This window comes from Bacteroides mediterraneensis (assembly GCF_016900355.1).
GTDB lineage: Bacteria > Bacteroidota > Bacteroidia > Bacteroidales > Bacteroidaceae > Phocaeicola.
In genome coordinates, this window is the sequence record NZ_JACJKA010000003.1 from 116627 (window position 1) to 133984 (window position 17358).

Genomic DNA, 17358 nt, shown 5'->3' on the forward strand with positions numbered 1-17358 from the left:
CAATTACTCTTTCATTCTCCACCAGTCAAAATTGAAAAGCTTACAGCCCTTTCTACCTTTAAAACAGAAGTACAAATCATGCACACCCGAAACAGTCTGCCCATCTTGTTTCACCGCTGTTTCCAAAGTCTTCCACACTTCCCATCCACCAGTATGAGGAACTTGTACTTCCGCAACCAACGTACCACCTATACTGTCGGCATGTACTTCGATGGTTCCCCCTCTCAACGCACTGGCTACACTAACTTCCAATCGGCTGACACCTTTCTTTCCTAAGTCAACTTCCCTCACCTTCACATAATCACCATTATGGATGTCCGACACATAGATTCCTGTCTGGTCATTCGGTTCCGTCTTCACTCCTTCAGAAAAAGCCATGGTCTCCGCTTCCACTCGTTGATAAGGATTGAAGGTACCTATCGGTTTTACGCCTTCTTGCGTAGCATTGATCACAGGAAAAGTTCCATCTGCATTATACTTAAACTCTTCCACAGCTACGGACCGTCCGAATCCACCTCCTCCCGGCAACTTTCCGGTATGATAAAAGAAATAAGAATTTCCTTTATAATCAATCACCCCGCAATGATTCGTAAATGAACCTGTATCCTGCAAAGGCATGATTTCTCCCATATACTTCCAAGGCCCCACCGGCGACTTACTCATGGAATATGCAATATGTTCCGGAACACCTCCTGCCGCATACAGCAAATAATAATTATCCTTCCGTTTGTAGAACCACGGACCTTCCGTATAGATATCCTTATATTTTTCTCCCTTCACACGCTTTTCCGGATTCGGAGCCCCGAAACTGTCCACAGTCTGCTCCTGCTTTTTTACCTCTCCCTTGATGGATATCATATCCTCATTCAATTCCGCATAATAGATATTCGGATTTCCCCAATACAAGAAAGCCCTGCCATCGTCGTCAATATACACGGTTGGATCAATATAATCCCAGCTTCCGTCACAAAGCGGTTTTCCAATGGCATCCCGGAAGGGTCCCACAGGTGAATCACCCACTGCAACCCCAATAGCCATCGCTCCTGTAAGTTTCGAATGCAGGCAGACATACCAATAGAATTTGCCATGACGTTCTACGCACTGCGCAGCCCATGCACGATCATCTGCCCATTCAAAAGATTCTATGGCAAGCGGAGAGCCATGGTCAGTCCAGTTGACCATATCCTCCGTAGAGTATACCCTCCATTCCTGCATCCAGAAAAAATCAGCTTTGTCCTCGTCATGGCCTGTATACACATAAAGTCTGCCATCGTGCACCATAGGAGCCGGATCGGTCGTATAACAGGTCTGCACAATCGGATTTTGCGCCAACAGTATGGGAGAAATCAATCCTCCCAATACTGTCAATACTACTTTATTGCTTATCATAACCTTTTCTACACTATTATTTCCGAGTAATCACCACTCCTCTATTCTTAGGAATAGAAAGATTGACAATCTGTTTCTTGCTGATAACCTGCTCCTTGACTGAGCCCGCCAGTTTATCATTATCTTCATACAAATTGACAACCTCTCCTGCCGCAAACAAGGTAGACACATCGATTTTCAACTTAATGGTTTTATCCTGTGCATTGATACCGGCTACATACCATTTACCGGCATGTTTACGTGCCATCACAATATACTTTCCTGGATAGCCATCTATAAATTTCACTTCATCCCATGTGGTAGGTACTTTCTTCATGAAATCAATGGCCCAAGCCGGCGCATCCGTCAGGTTATTCGGTGCCAATGCAAAGTGCTGTACCGGACTCTGAAACAATACTGCCGTAGCCAGCGCAAATACATCGGAGGTCACTCTCATCCGTCCACCCGGCTCATTTTTCGCATTATAATACTTGTTCAGTGTACTTCCTCCAAAGTCCATGCTTCCAATCGTGTTGCGCACAAACGGATGGATACATGCATTGAATGCTTCCGCATCGCAGCTTCCCTGAGAGAAATTCATGTTCTCACTGGCCAATACGGCTTCACTGGCCGCATAATTGGGATACATACGCTCCCACCCACGCGGAATAGTACATCCATGGAAAATCACCAAGAGTCCATAATCATTAGCATCGGCCAGAATATCTTCGTAAAGCTGCATGGTGACCTGCTTATCACTACCCACAAAGTCAACTTTGATTCCTTTAATACCGATACGCTGCATCCACTTCATCTCTTTCCGACGGGTGATGATGTTGTTCATCTTTCCACGAGGACCTTGGGGCGCATCATTCCAATATCCGTTGGAATTGTACCACAAATACAAGCCTACATTCTTCTGTTTGGCATAAGCTGCCAACTCTTCTATTTTGTCATAGCCCACCTGTGTATCCCACAGCGCATCGACCAGTACCGTACGGTAACCCATCGCTGCACAGAAATCTACGTAACGCTTCTGGTCGTCCATATTCATACTGGCATCGCCCGCAATAATCCAGCTCCAGGTACCGCAACCATATTCAGCCGCATAGTCTTTCGACGGTTCATACAACGGTTCTACCACATCAAACGGTACGGTTGTTTCTACAATTGGAGCCAAAGTAGAACCCAACGTAATAGTACGCCAAGGAGTCTTGCCTGGAAGAGCGATTCCTGGAGAAGTCGTACCATTGCCGTTAAATTCACCTTCCTGCGGGAAACCAATGGTATAAAGTCCGTTCTCGTGCCCTATCAGGCGACTGCCACAATAATAGCTGCTCACTCCGGTTTCGGATATTAACACCCAACCTTTGTCAGAATTTTTAAATAGACAAGGAAATGTGTATCCTTCTCCCCAACCATTTTTTCCCATCGTATTGCTACTGTATACGGTGTCTCATAACTGGGAGAAGTTCGCGCAAAACCTCCCATCGGAGTACTCTGCGGGCATAAGAATGTAGTAGTTCCTTCCGGCAACACAAAACCCGTAGCTTCCTGCTGCACGACACAACACAAGATATCCTTCTTAGGATACACAGTATATCTGAAAGCCACGTCATTGTTACTTACTCGAAATTCCACATCAAAAACCTTCTGTCCTTCTTTGGTAAATGGAATGACAGCCGATTCAGCAGAATAGTCAACTTTACTTTTCTTGATATTCGGCAAGCGATAATTTTTCCATATAGGAAGTTCTGCTATGTCACTTCCCAACGTCAAAGAAGAGGTAAAATCACCTATATTTGTCTTAAGCCCCAAGGGAGACTTCTTAATAAAAACGACTCCATCATAGAGGACCTGGTAAGAAGGCATTCCACCTTCATCCGATACAACCACCTTCACACGTCCATCAGGACTTAACACATCCTTTTCACTCGCATATAGTCCTGTGAAACAAATTATTGCCGCAAAGGATGATAACAATACACGTTTTATCATAGACATTCGTTTTTATAGCATATATTATTCCGTTAGCAGACGAAGCATGAAGATACGACCTGCCACACTGTTTTTCTCACTCTTAAACATGACTTCAATCTGACTCTTTCCTTTTACCAGAGATTCGGGCAATTTGTATTCCACATCCACAAACTCTTCCTTGTTCCATTTGCCCACGATATTCTCAGTCGCAATCACTGTACCATCGACCACAATTTCAAATTTCCGGTTACCTTGTTCGTTGCCCCAATAAGTAGCCATGAGTGAAAGAGGCTGTTTGCCGTTAGTAGAAAGTGTGTATTTAAAATACCCTCCATCGCGGGCATCTCTCCACTTCTTACCTTTCAGCAATCCGGTCTCAGAATTTTCCTTCGCCATCTTATGATCCACTTCAGGCTGCTGCTCAGCGACACTTACCGCATCTACCGTACGGGCATCCAGAGCCATCAACCGTTTTTCCTCTTCTTGGGTACGTTTCGTATATGCCGCATATCCATCTGCAGTCATGCATAGCCAGTACATCATGTATCGGCAGTCATGGATGCGGGAGAATGGTTCCAACACCAAACCATCAAACTTCGAATCATTGAATATGCCCGACAACTTATAACGTAAAGTCTGACCTTCCATGGGTTTCAGCCCATTCAGATAATCGGTCACCTCTTCTTTACTTCCAATCAAAACCGGAGTCTCGCTCAGCGGCACCAGTTTTCCGGATGCGATGTGTCCCCAACGGCCGTCGTCTGCAATCAATCCATCCAGATTATCAGTACCCACTGAGGCTCCCATCAAAATAGGACCACGCATGATGGCCACAAAATCATTCTCTCCTTGAAGCGTTTCCAAACGCATTTTCATAGGTAAAGACACTTCCACCTTATCCCCATCCTTCCATTTACGGTCGATGCAGATATAAGAAGAACCGTCTGCCTTCTTCGAGGCTTCCACTACCTTTCCATTGCATTTCACTTCATATCCTTCTGTCACCCATGCCGGACGTCTTACCAACAACTTGAAATGACGAGACTTTCCGCCCTTCAATCCCACTGTAAATTGAGAAGTTTCCGCATCAGGGAATTGGGTTTCCTGCGTAATAGTAACCTTCTCCTGCTCCCAGTTCAGCCGTGAAGGAATGAAAAGATTGACAAACAACGAATCAGAAGCATGCGTATAGATAAACTCCCCATACTTACCATGATTCTCCATTCCGGTTCCTACACAACACCACATGGCACTGTTGGGCTTTGAATACACCCGGTAATGTGCCGGACGAGCCGAAGTAAAGTACACATAACCCCCATGTTCCGGATGCTGGGTAGACAAAATATGATTGTATAGTGCTCTCTCATAAAAATCAGCATAGGCCGCCTTTCCTGTCATCCGGAACAAACCCTCCGTCAGTTTCAACATGTTATAGGTATTACAAGATTCCGGACCTTCCCGCACTTCTACATGACTTCTGAAATCGTCCATGGCCGAAAAATACTCCCGACGACTGTTGCCACCCAACGCCAGCGAACGCTTGCAGGCCACAATGTCCCAGAAGAAATCTGCCGCATCCAGGTATTGATGATCTCCACATACTTCTGCAATACGCTGATATCCGATGACTTTCGGAATTTGTGTATTTGCATGTATATTGTCCAGATTATCCTTGTGCGCTGCCATGCTGTCGAACAACCAGTGATGAGAGAAACGCTTAGCCGTAGTCAAATATTTCTTATTTCCCGTAATCTGGTAGGCATCGGCAAAGATTTCATCCATCCCTCCAAACTCATTGCCCAACATCTGTTCCATCTGATCGTCTGAAAGTCCTTCCGTAACGGAAATTCCCCAGTCACACAGTTTCAAGAACATATCCAATGCTTCTTGATTTCCCGTATACATCCAAGCATCTCTCAATCCGGCAAAGATCTTATGTACGTTATACCATGGGGCCCAATATTTCCAGATAGACTCTACTTTTCCGTTCTTAATATCCGTCCACAACACTTTTCCATTAGGAACACCCCCGATATAGCCGTCTCCATTACTGTCCTGACAACGCTTCAACTCACTCAGCATGTACTCCATCCGCTTTTTGCACTCTTCGTTGCCAGTCGCTGCATAATTCATTGCCATGGCCGACAAATAATGCCCTCCTACATGTCCGTCCAGACCAGCCCAGTTAGGAAATGGTTCTGCTTTTACGGGCAGCCCGGCTTCTTTCAAGAAAGGAGCCAGGAGGCGGTCTACATCATATTCCATCAAAACCTTGAGGTTTAATTCCTGGGCATGCTTAAACGGTCCGTCGAGTAATTCCACATCTCCTAACGGGAAAGTATTCTTGTATAGTCTATCTTGAGCCTGAATATCTTGAACGATGCCATTCAGCATCATCAGACCTACACATCCTGCAATCAAATTCAGTTTCATCATCCAAGTCTTTATTTAAGTTTAAAGTCTACTATCATTTCTTTATGTGCTTATAATCGAAGAAGTCTACATCTACAAAACCTCCCAAACTCTTCGTGGCATAATTAAACAAGGCAAATTTGGTTCCCATAAAGAAACGACGATAGTCAAAAATCATTTTAAAGTCAGTACCGATTTTCTTCCAGTCCTTATTATCGTAACTATAATAAAAACAAGCCATGTCTTTATTCAACCGGAAATCTCCATCCAGACGAAGATATATCACATCCGATGTCAACTCCACTTTCTGCATCTCCTTCCGATCAATACTTGTCACTGCCTTGCTCGTTTCATCCAGTTGAACACTTTCCGTTTTCATGGTCAGATACTTCCGGTTTCCTTCACAAGTCACGGCCAAGATGCCCGCATCTCCATTAAAGGCACTCAGCCCGGCTACATCTCCTTCCTTCATGCCTGAAAGATCCATACAAACCGCTCCAGAACATTTCGGTCCTTCCATGCGCTGTGTCAACGTATTGGGAGCCAAAAACAAATTATCAACCACCCGTCCGGTTTTCAACCGCAAATATCCCTTGCGTTCAGTCAATGACCAGCAGTCATTCATCGGATTGTGATTCCACTGCCAGTTCAACTTTAATTTATCTCCACTAAAATCATCACTGACTACCAGCTCTTCGGCAGCATATCCCTGTACTGGTTTGGTCATCGTAGCCGGCACATGTCCATTTTCGTCACCCAGCATCGGCCAACCGTCCACCCAGCGGCAAGGCATCACGGTCAATACGCGCCCCACTCCATTACGGTCCTGGAAAATGACCCCATACCAATTTCCTTTTCCGTCATCCACAATCGTACCTTGTGCCACATATGGGAATCCGGCAAATGCATCTTCCAATATCACTTTTTTCTCATAAGGTCCGGTTATCTTATCCGCCCGATAGCATACTTGCCGGCGGTTACCTCCCTGAGGCCATGAAATCATCAGCAAATAATACTTTCCATCGTGTTTAATCACCCTGCTACCTTCCAGCAAGGCATTTTCCTCTTTATCTCTTTCGAATATCTTCATATCGACCCCACCCGGCATGACACCGCTCAAATCCGGCTTCAGCTCACGCAATTGTCCGGTTCCATAAAAAATATAGGCCTTTCCGTCGTCGTCAAAGAACAAAGAAGCATCATGGAAATGAGGAATACATGACAAGAGTTTCCATCTTTTTTTCGGATCGGAAGTAGTATATACATATCCTTTGTAAGGAGTATCATTCGGAGAAAAATAGGCATAATACATTCCGTTATGATAGCGTAAGGAAGTAGCCCACTGCCCACGACCATATACCGTTCCATCCTTCAAATCATAAGCAGGTTTTTCATCCAACCGGTCATACAGATAGCTGACAATTTTCCAGTTCACCAAATCTTTAGAGTGCATGATGGGTGCTCCAGGAACCAGATGCATAGTTGTACTCACCATGTAGAAGTCGTCGCCCACACGTATGACATCCGGATCGGGCACATCTGCCCAAAATACCGGATTAGAAAAAGTTCCATCTCCATTATCTCCACACTGGGCATTGACCGGACCGGACCACATGCCTCCCATAGCCATTAACAGATAAGCTAACAAAAAGTGTTTTTTCATGATTATAAAGTTATTATAAATGATTCGCCTATATTTATTTTGCGTAAACTACATACCGCTTTCCCGGCATGGTTTTCAAATCGTATTCATATACTTTCTTCAATTCAGGTTGTTCCGGATGCGTCAATTTCTTTGAAATCAACGGTGCAGCTATTTCTGCCTGCCTCAACAAGTCATTCGGACAATCACCCGAAGCTTCCTTCAAACCTTTTCCTTTCAGAGGAACATAAGACCGTAAACGTATTACTCCTCCTATCCGGGAATAGACTACCGCCTGAGTGAGATTCATATTCTTCCAGTCCATATCCACCACGAAGCCTCCACGGGCCACCAGACCTTTTACACTTCCTTCCTGCCATTCATCAGGTATGGCAGGCAACAGATGTACAGCCCCATCATGACTCTGCAACAGCATCTCAGCCACTCCAGCCGTAAAACCGAAGTTCCCGTCTATCTGAAAAGGTGGATGCGCATCCAGCATATTCGGATATGTACGTCCTAAAGGATATTGACCGGCCAGACTGTCACAGGGTAACAAAGAAAGCATATTCCGGATGATGCGATACGCATGATTGCCATCCTGCATACGTGCCCAAAAATTGATTTTCCAGCCAATACTCCATCCGGTTGCCATATCGCCTCTCTGTATCAAAGTATTCTTTGCAGCCTGAAACAATTCCGGACTCCGATAAGGAGATACCTGATTGCTTGGATACAAACCATACAGATGAGAGATATGCCGATGCTGGTCTTTCGGATCATCCACATCCTCCAGCCACTCCTGCAACTGATTGTACTGTCCGATCTGCATCGGAGGTAACTGGCTTATCAAGTGCTGAAGAGAGTCACAATAAGACTTGCTTTCTCCCAATATCTGTGCCGCACGCAGCGTATTGCTTAATGCATCAAACGCAATCTGGTTGTCCATCGTACATCCAGCCACGATGGATACCCCGTTCGGTCCATGTTCTGGAGAAACGGAAGGAGCCGTCACCATCCAGCCATAACGGGGATGCCTGGTCATGAACGACAAAAGAAAATCGGCCGTACCTTTCAACACCGGATAATACTCCCGAAGAAAATCCTTGTCACCGGAATACAGATAATGCTGCCAAAGATGCTGTGCCACCCATGCTCCTCCATTGGGCCACATGCCTGCATCTGCAAAATCCACCGGTCCGGCCGCCCGCCAAAGATCCGCATTATGGTGAGCCACCCATCCCTTGGCCCCATACAACACACGAGCCGTTTCCTTACCTGTTACAGAAAGATCACGTGCCATCTCGAAGAACGGACGATGCGTTTCCGTCAGGTTTGTCACTTCTGCCGGCCAGTAGTTCATCTCCGCATTGATGTTGATGGTGTACTTGCTGTCCCAAGGTGCATATAAATCCTTGTTCCATATACCCTGTAGATTCGCCGGCTGACTACCTGGCTGCGAGGACGATATCAACAGATAACGCCCATACTGAAACATCAATGCAGCCAGCGAACAATCTTCTACCTTATTGAAATTATTGATACGTATATCTGTTTCCCTCTTCGAAAATTCTGAAGAAGGCAAACTCAGGCATACCCTTCCAAACTGCTTGGAATAGGCTTCCTTATGTTCCTTATACAATACTTTATCCGGTTTGGCCCAAGCACCTTCGATGGCACGACGCGCTTTGGCGTAGGCATCTCCCGACACATCCCGATAATTGACAAAATTGGTTGCCGCACTCAGAAAGATGGTAGCCGACGATGCATCCTTTACCGAAAGATGTCCATCCTTGCATTCCACCTTTCCATCCGACTTTACCCGCATCATCACTACTGCATGAAGTGCGGCTGGAATACCTTCATGCTCTGCACCATTACAGTACATAACAAGGTATTCCCCTTCACTTTTCACCTCTGAAGCCAACGGACAAGCATATTTCAAGCCAACTCCCAATTTTTGGGTACCCTCACCCGCAGCCAGTTCAATCACCATGACATTGTCGGCAAAGGAAGTAAACACCCGACGGGTATATTCCACTCCCCCACAACGGAAACGTACAGAAGCTGTCGCATCCTCTAAATTCAAGTCACGAGAATAAGAATCTACCTCTCCTTCGCAATCAAAATCCATCCGCAAACTACCCAAGGTCAGGTAACGCATGCCATGTTGGGAAGTCATGAACTTTGCATCCAGCAGACTTCTGGCCTCTAAGTTTTTCCCTTCAAAAATCAGTCTTCTCACCTCATTCAGATAGGCTGATGCCCCTTCCCGGTTATTACTATACGGTCCACCGGCCCAGAAGGTTTCTTCATTCAATTGGATTTCCTCATGTGCAACTCCTCCAAACACCATTCCTCCGATATGAGAATTACCTACAGGCAATGCTTCCCACCAGTTACGTGCCGGAGCCGAATACCACAATTTCAGATTCTCTGCCTCAGCCGCCATTAACCCAACGACAGAAGCTATCAGAAGCACACATACGCATAGAACTTTTCTCATAGATGCCTATTCTTAACCCGTTATTTATCGAAAGTTCTTGACACAAACGGCAGACACATATACAAAGCAGAATGCCAATATTCCCAATCATGTCCACCGTCTCTTACCCTGAACTGACAGGAAATGCCCGCCTTGCGCATCGCCTGAAAGAACTCTATGTTCCGGTCGAGCAGGAAATCATCATCTCCACAATCTACAAACCATCTCACCGACTTCAATGCCTGAATTGTATTTGCATCCGCTTCAGACACACGCTTGATGCAGCTGCGGTCTATCACAGCCCGTGTCAAAATGGCCAGCTTGCTGTCGGGATTCTCAAAGCGAGCTGCTCCTTCTTCCGGAATAGACATCAGTGCACTCATGGCATAGACAGAGGCAAACTTATCTGCATGCCACAAACCATAACCAGTGGCCCCGCCGCCTCCCATAGACAACCCGGCTACCGCACGATTTTCCTTATTTCCGATGATATTGTATTTACTTTCCACATAAGGCAAGAATTCTTCAAAAAAGAAATCCTCATAAAGCCATCCCGGCATGTTGAAAAAACCATTCCATATTTCTTTGTAGATATCCCCTCCCGCATTGGGCATAACAATAATCATCTCACTGGCCTCCTGTGCATAAATTAAACGGTCGGCCACTTCCTGCACATGTCCGCGCCATACCCAATCCTGATTGGTTTGCGACATACCATGAAACAGATAAAGTACCGGATATTTCTTACCAGGTATTTCCCCATAAGAAGGAGGAAGATAAATAGAGCATACCCTTTCTGTATTCAACTTTTTACTGAAAATCGTATCATTTACTACCCTGCTACGCGAAAACAAAGAGACAGGAATCAAGGCTACAGCCAATAAAAAAACAATAAAAGAATGTTTATCCATAGACATAAAATTTAATCTACACAAAAATAACTCACATATAGATAAATTACAAGAATTTACGTTACCAGTCCTTTTGTCTATGTTACACACCCTACATATTGTATTTACAAAGCGTACATTTTACCTATGCTCACATTACATTTTTTTCGATACACCATTGAATGACAATATTTTATAGGAATCACATTCAAATTACACAAAAAATACCACATCGTAACATACAATAAGAAATCTGCAACATACCGTCACACCCTTCCCCTGCAAAAAGCATACATTTGTATTCAGAAAGATTACACTTCATTTAACTACACAATCATTCAATTTTTACAATGTTATTATCATGAAAAATCAATTTAAACTACTTACATTAGGAACATTAAGTCTCTTGGCTGCCTCCTGTAGCAACAAGGTAACCATGCCTGAGCCAGGAGTACCGGTTTTCGGTCAGTTCACCTATACAGGAAAAGATGCGGTATACGAAAAAAATCCGCTCAATGAAGGCGAGTTCTACAATCCGATACTGCAGGGCTGCTACCCTGACCCCAGTATCTGTAAAAAAGGTACTGACTACTACTTGGTATGCTCTTCTTTTGCCATTAACCCAGGAGTACCCATTTTCCACTCTACCGACTTGGTAAACTGGAAACAGATAGGTCATGTGCTCGATCGTCCCTCACAGCTCAAAGTGGAAGATTCCGGTATCAGTGCCGGCATATATGCACCAACCATACGATACAATCCGTACAATGATACCTTCTATATGATTACCACCCAGTTCTCGGGAGGAATGGGAAATATGGTGGTAAAAACCAAAGACCCTATGAAAGGATGGAGTGACCCAATCAAACTGAATTTCGAAGGTATCGATCCGGATATTTTCTTCGATGACAATGGAAAAGCCTATGTCACCCACAACGATGCTCCTGAAAAGCCGTTATACGAAGGACACAGAGTCATTAAAGTGTGGGAGTATGACCTGGAAAAAGACCAAATTATTCCTGGAACAGATAAAGTTGTAGTCAATGGAGGAGTAGATTTGTCAAAGAAACCCATCTGGATAGAAGCTCCTCATCTCTATAAAAAAGAAGGAAAATACTACCTCATGTGTGCAGAAGGAGGTACAGGCGGCTGGCACAGTGAAGTCATTTTCATCGGCGACAGTCCGAAAGGTCCGTTCAAACCTGCACCGGAAAATCCGATTCTTTCACAAAGACATCTTCCGGCAGAACGCCCGTTCAAAGTAGACTGGGCCGGTCATGCCGATTTGGTAGAAGGCCCTGACGGACAATATTACGGTGTTTTCTTGGCAATCCGTCCCAATGAAGCCAACCGAGTAAATACCGGACGAGAGACCTTCATGCTGCCTGTTGACTGGAGTGGTACTTTCCCCGTATTTAAAGGCGGCCTGGAACCTATCCAGCCCAAACTGACCATGCCACAAGGCGTGAAGAATGAAACAGGAAAGAACGGTTACTTCCCCAACGGAAACTTCACTTATACAGAAACCTTTACGCAAAGCCCGCTAGATTACCGCTGGGTAGGAGTCAGAGGAGCTAAAGAAGGATTCATCTCTACCACAGAAGACGGACTGAAAATAACACCTTACGAAACCAATATCAAGGCTGTGGCTCCTACTTCCACTCTTTTCTATCGTCAGCAGCACATCAATTTCACCGTCACCACGACCCTGAAATATGTCCCTCGCACAGAAAAAGACCTTGCCGGAATCACCTGCTACCAAAGTGAGAAGTTCAACTACGTATTCGGACTGACCAAGAAAGGGGAAGATAACTACATCATCCTGCAACGGACTGAGAACGGAAACTCTTCCACGCTAGCCAGTGAAAAGATTGAAAAGGATACTCCTGTCAACCTGCGGGTAAATGCTGAAGGCGACAACTATACATTCAGCTATTCCGTAAAAGACGACAACTATCAAACCGTAGGAGGAACCGTTTCCGGAGACATTCTCTCGACCAACGTAGCCGGAGGATTTACGGGTGCCATGATCGGATTATATGCCACCACATCCAATGATGCGGAAGCACTATAATATGTATTCATTTTACTTCTCCAATTAAAAAAATCAGCCCACTGACTGCTAAAGGTTGGTGGGCTGATTTTTTTAATCCAATACAAAACACGGCTCAATTACTGTGGAAAGATTATCTGGTAACGCCCGCTCAAATGCATAAAAGCAAACAAGCGCAACAAACCATCATAATATTTATCCAAGTAACCATCTTCATAAGGCTCATGCTTTGCCTCCCATAGTTGCTTTACAAATTCATAACATTTTACATCTGTACACACCAATGATACAGCAGCAGAAGTAGCCACAAGTCCTAAAGAATGACGAAGCTGTTTATATTCACCAGCCTGCAAGACCTCTTTTACCGGGCTTCCGTCTACATTATATTGATCTTTAAAATCATAAAGCCCCTGACTATACAGAAAGTTCTGTATTTTATTGCCATATTCCTGCTGCCATTCTTTATCAGCACATGCCCATGAATAGTCCAAGGCAATGTTCATAGGCACACGCCATGAATCAAAACGAAACGCATCCCCAATGATCCCGCCTGAATTAAGCAAAGAGCCGTCATAGTTATTATAATCAGGATTCAATCCTGTTACCGGATGAATGCTTTTATGCAAATACTCACGGCTTTTCTGGGCACATTCTCTCCAAAAGCGACCTCTCCCGTCATTAGCCCATCTGGCCCATACCTCATAAAAGGCTGGCAAATGATAAGACGGGTCTGTAAATCTCGCTCCAAAACCTGTAGGAGTAAAAGTAATCAGTTTTTGCTCCACATTGATAAAAGGAGTCACTGCGTCCATCCCGGTCTTTTGCATGGAACAATCCAATATATTCTGCGCTTCTGCCAGATAATTGATTCCTGAGCTGTTTCCCCATCTGTTTGAAGCAAAAATCAAGGATGTCACATAATATAACTCCCCGTCGGATGCCGGTCCCTCTGAGTTACGAGTTCCATCCGTCTGACAACTCCATGCAAAATAACCTTTCAACCTTCCATCCTGATGCTGCATATATTTTTTACACCACCTCCACAAACGGTCAAATATGTCTTTCCGGTCAAACTGGACGGCTATCATCATACCATAGGACATTCCTTCCGTACGCACATCATGATTCTTCACATCACTAATATACGCCATAGAGTCGCCTACCTCAAAATAGACCTTGTTTTCCCCATAAAATACCTCATTGAAAACCTCATTCAGTTTTGCATCGATTTCAGCCTGAGAATATCCCATCTCCGCAAAGAAATTCCGATATTGATGAGTCTCAAAAGCTCCGGCAGACCATGGCACCGCATCAAAGCCTAACCAATCAATCTCCACAGCCCCTCCCTGCTGGAGCATAAGCCGTACGTCCTGTATTCCCTTTGGTACATCACGCACAGATTCCCTTATGATACACCAATCCTTACATGCCGGAACTTTGATTTGCGCCACTTCCTTATCTGCGACCTCCACTTTCAGCGTTCCGCCATGAAGAGACTTTACCCGCATCTTCACTTCCTGTACTGGCTGAGTACCGAAATCCACCTGATTATAACGGACCCAAGATTTCACTTTTGCCAGTTCACATTTCCATCCTTCAAATTTATTCTTTTCATCCACAAATGAAATCCCCACTCCTTTCTTACTGGCTTCACTGTATCGGTCTATCTGTATCTTCATACGTGCATTTGTCACGCCTACTCCTCTCAGTGTAGGCTTCACCTTCCGGATGGTCCCATCCGCATTAAAGCACAAAGTATCAATCCGGACCGAACGGCGTTTGTCTGCTTCAGGCGAGAAATCGTTATGATGATAAAAAAGATACCACTGGCCTTTGTATTCCACTACAGAATGATGATTGGTCCAGCATCCCGTAGGAGATTCATCCATCATGATTCCTTTGAAATCAAACGGCCCCATAGGTGAATCTCCCATTGCATAGGCCAGAGTTTCCGTCTTATCCTTTACCCACGGGAAAGTCAGATAATACTTGCCATTTCTTTCAAAAACAAATGGTCCTTCCTTAAAGCCCTCTGGAAGACCTTCTATCGAGACCGGTTCGGAAGCCAGCTCCCGCATATTATCTTTCAGTTTTGCCATATGCAATCCATTTCCAGACCAATAAATATAGGCACTTCCATCCTTGTCAATCAGCACACAAGGATCGATACCTCGAATTCCACTTATCGGCTTCCAATCAGGCATAAAAGGTCCCGACGGATTATCAGCTACTGCCACTCCAACCGAAAAACCTTTTGCATTTTTCGCCTTAGCCGGAAAATAAAAATAATACTTTCCACCCTTATAAACACAATCAGGCGCCCACATAGAATAAGAATCACGTTCCACCCAGGGCACATTATTCTGCGATAGAATCACCCCATGGTCCATCCAGTTTACTAAATCTTCTGACGAATATACATGATAGTCTTCCATACAAAACCAATCTTTAAGACGGGCTACCGGACTTTCTATATCATGTGACGGATACAAATAGATTTTCCCGTCAAAAACCCGCGCAGTCGGATCGGCTGAGAATGAATGATTGATGATTGGATTTTGCGAGTAAACCGCAAACTTAAAAACAAACAAAACAAGTACACAGGAATATAAATGCCTCATAAATATCAGTATTAGGTATAACAAAAAATAAAAAAAGCTGCCCCAAACTACATGGAGCAGCTTCTTATATTCAACAAAAAATGAAATTAGTTCGCAGAATTACCATGCATATTCGTATTGGTAGAAAGTTCTGTGGAAGGTATTGGCACACGTAAATGACGAGAATAATCAAACGTCTGAGTACCAGTCAAGTTAGTCTGTTCAACTTGAAGGGCATTTTTATTCTTCAAGTTATTCAACATGATACTCTGATCCGGGTCATTCGGATTATTATACCATCTCATCAAGTTGAAGAATCTCCAACCTTCCCAATACAGCTCTACAGAATATTCATGTTTCAGAATTCGACGTACGGTATTCAGTTTCATGCCTTCACAAATGACATTACCATTTGTTCCTTCCACTCTACCTACAACCGGCTGATGCTGCAACAATTCATCGACAGTAGGCAATGTACCACCTTTCAAATAATCTTTACCTGCATCCGCTTCAGTGGTATTGAACGCTTCGGTATTGTTATTCGCACGATCACGCACCATCTGAATGTATTTCTTAGCCGTTGCCTCATCGTTGTCAGCCTCCAGACAGCACTCTGCATACATCAACAGAATATCTGAATAACGGATAAGGCGGTCATTGATACCACTCTGTTCCTTGCTTCTCACCTGATCAAGGCTATACTTACGGCATCCAAACCATTTTCCTCTCCATTCATCAAAGGTATCGCCTGAGAACAAAGTCTCATAAGGAATCCATTTACCAGACTTACCAAAGAAATTACAACCACCTGGAATATACATACCCAGATAAGCACGAGGATCAATAATATTGTCATTCTCATCACGTTCAAACTCATTGTACAGTGCCAAAGAAGGCTGTCCATTCCACCATCTGCCAGACTCAGTAGAGTTAGGAGCACTCAATTCCAATTCACGGATTGTATTTTGTCCGGTTACAACCCAGTCATTTAAGTCACCATTAGCTGCAGGGTTAAAACCGTCTGTTTCTACACTCTGACAGAATTGTACCTCAAACAAGGATTCTGAATTGTTTTCATTATCTTCTGTGGCATTGTCACGATAATTAGCCACCAATGAATATTTACCAGAATTAATAATCTGCCACAACACGTCTTTGGCCAAGGCCCATTCTGCATCTCCAGCCTTAGCTGTTCCATCCAATATCGGACGAGCCATATATGTCTTTGCCAAAAAGGCAAGTGCAGAACCTTTGGTGGCACGACCTTCATTCTCTGTACCTTCGTATGACCAGTCGGTAAGCAACTCTGAGGCATCCTGGAAGTCTTTTATCATACGCTGATAAATAACACCTGGTTCAGCAGGAGCCAACATATAATCCCCTTCACCGGTAGTCACATAATCACGGTCAGGAATTTCGTCTCCCCAGAAATACACCAGATAGAACCGGCTCAATCCACGCAGGAAGATGGCTTCTCCTTTTAACCGGTTATATAACTTCTTGTCATCTTCATTGTTCAGATCAAAAGCTCCATCCTGATTTGCTTCCAGTTTTTCAAGCGCTAAATTAGCCGCATACTGCAATACATACAAGTCCTGGTAACAAGTTGATACACTACCCAGGTCTGCGTTCACGTTATACTGAGACAATCTCGCTGTTTCAGGTTCACCAGCAGCCGCTCCACTTGTAAACACATATTCATCACTACGTGCATTCAGCATGAACGGCATCCAACGAGCCCATCCACCAGCTCTTTGAAGAATGTTATACGCTCCATTTACCGCATAAGTCAAATGCTCTTTTGTATTATAATATGTAGCTTCGTTTTCTGCGGAAGGATTGTTAAAATCCATGTCAGGCTCACATGAACTCATTGTCATTAATAATGAGCCTAAACAAATACCCATATATGTTTTAAGATGTTTCAT

At 44.3% G+C, this 17358-nt stretch carries 9 protein-coding genes and 1 pseudogene; 1 reads left to right on the top strand and 9 read right to left on the bottom strand.

Annotated elements, in window-relative coordinates; all coding sequences use genetic code 11:
• Positions 1–3: 3 nt before the first annotated feature.
• The 7 genes and pseudogenes from H6A28_RS03360 to H6A28_RS03385 form a co-directional block, all read right to left on the bottom strand.
• Entirely contained in the window at positions 4–1389 is a 1386-nt protein-coding gene (locus H6A28_RS03360; protein WP_204478846.1) for a glycoside hydrolase family 43 protein, read from the bottom strand.
• Positions 1390–1405: 16 nt separating this feature from the next.
• Positions 1406–2422: a glycoside hydrolase family 97 catalytic domain-containing protein gene (locus tag H6A28_RS15340; protein ID WP_345944543.1), complete on the bottom strand. Its 1017-nt coding sequence runs from the start codon at positions 2420–2422 to the stop codon at positions 1406–1408.
• 138 nt (positions 2423–2560) lie between these two features.
• Positions 2561–3372, bottom strand: a pseudogene (locus tag H6A28_RS15345) (glycoside hydrolase family 97 N-terminal domain-containing protein); the annotation flags it as partial.
• An 18-nt stretch (positions 3373–3390) separates the two neighbouring features.
• Positions 3391–5781, bottom strand: coding sequence for a glycoside hydrolase family 127 protein (locus H6A28_RS03370; protein WP_204478922.1), 2391 nt, complete (start codon positions 5779–5781; stop codon positions 3391–3393).
• Between the two features lie 34 nt (positions 5782–5815).
• Positions 5816–7384 carry a glycoside hydrolase family 43 protein gene (locus tag H6A28_RS03375; RefSeq protein ID WP_239465247.1) on the bottom strand — a complete coding sequence of 523 codons (1569 nt, stop codon included), beginning with the start codon at positions 7382–7384 and terminating at the stop codon, positions 5816–5818.
• Positions 7385–7457: 73 nt separating this feature from the next.
• The gene (locus H6A28_RS03380; protein WP_204478849.1) at positions 7458–9908 is read right to left on the bottom strand and encodes a glycoside hydrolase family 95 protein; all 2451 of its coding nucleotides are present in this window, start codon (positions 9906–9908) and stop codon (positions 7458–7460) included.
• 20 nt (positions 9909–9928) lie between these two features.
• The gene (locus H6A28_RS03385) at positions 9929–10798 is read right to left on the bottom strand and encodes an alpha/beta hydrolase (RefSeq protein ID WP_204478851.1); all 870 of its coding nucleotides are present in this window, start codon (positions 10796–10798) and stop codon (positions 9929–9931) included.
• Positions 10799–11213: 415 nt separating this feature from the next.
• Here H6A28_RS03385 and H6A28_RS03390 point away from each other — a divergent pair, with 415 nt between their 5' ends.
• The gene (locus tag H6A28_RS03390; RefSeq protein ID WP_239465248.1) at positions 11214–12851 is read left to right on the top strand and encodes a glycoside hydrolase family 43 protein; all 1638 of its coding nucleotides are present in this window, start codon (positions 11214–11216) and stop codon (positions 12849–12851) included.
• A gap of 98 nt (positions 12852–12949) precedes the next feature.
• On the opposite strand, the gene H6A28_RS03395 is transcribed toward H6A28_RS03390, so the two are convergent.
• The gene (locus H6A28_RS03395; protein WP_204478853.1) at positions 12950–15451 is read right to left on the bottom strand and encodes a glycosyl hydrolase family 8; all 2502 of its coding nucleotides are present in this window, start codon (positions 15449–15451) and stop codon (positions 12950–12952) included.
• 86 nt (positions 15452–15537) lie between these two features.
• Entirely contained in the window at positions 15538–17358 is a 1821-nt protein-coding gene (locus tag H6A28_RS03400) for a RagB/SusD family nutrient uptake outer membrane protein (RefSeq protein WP_204478854.1), read from the bottom strand.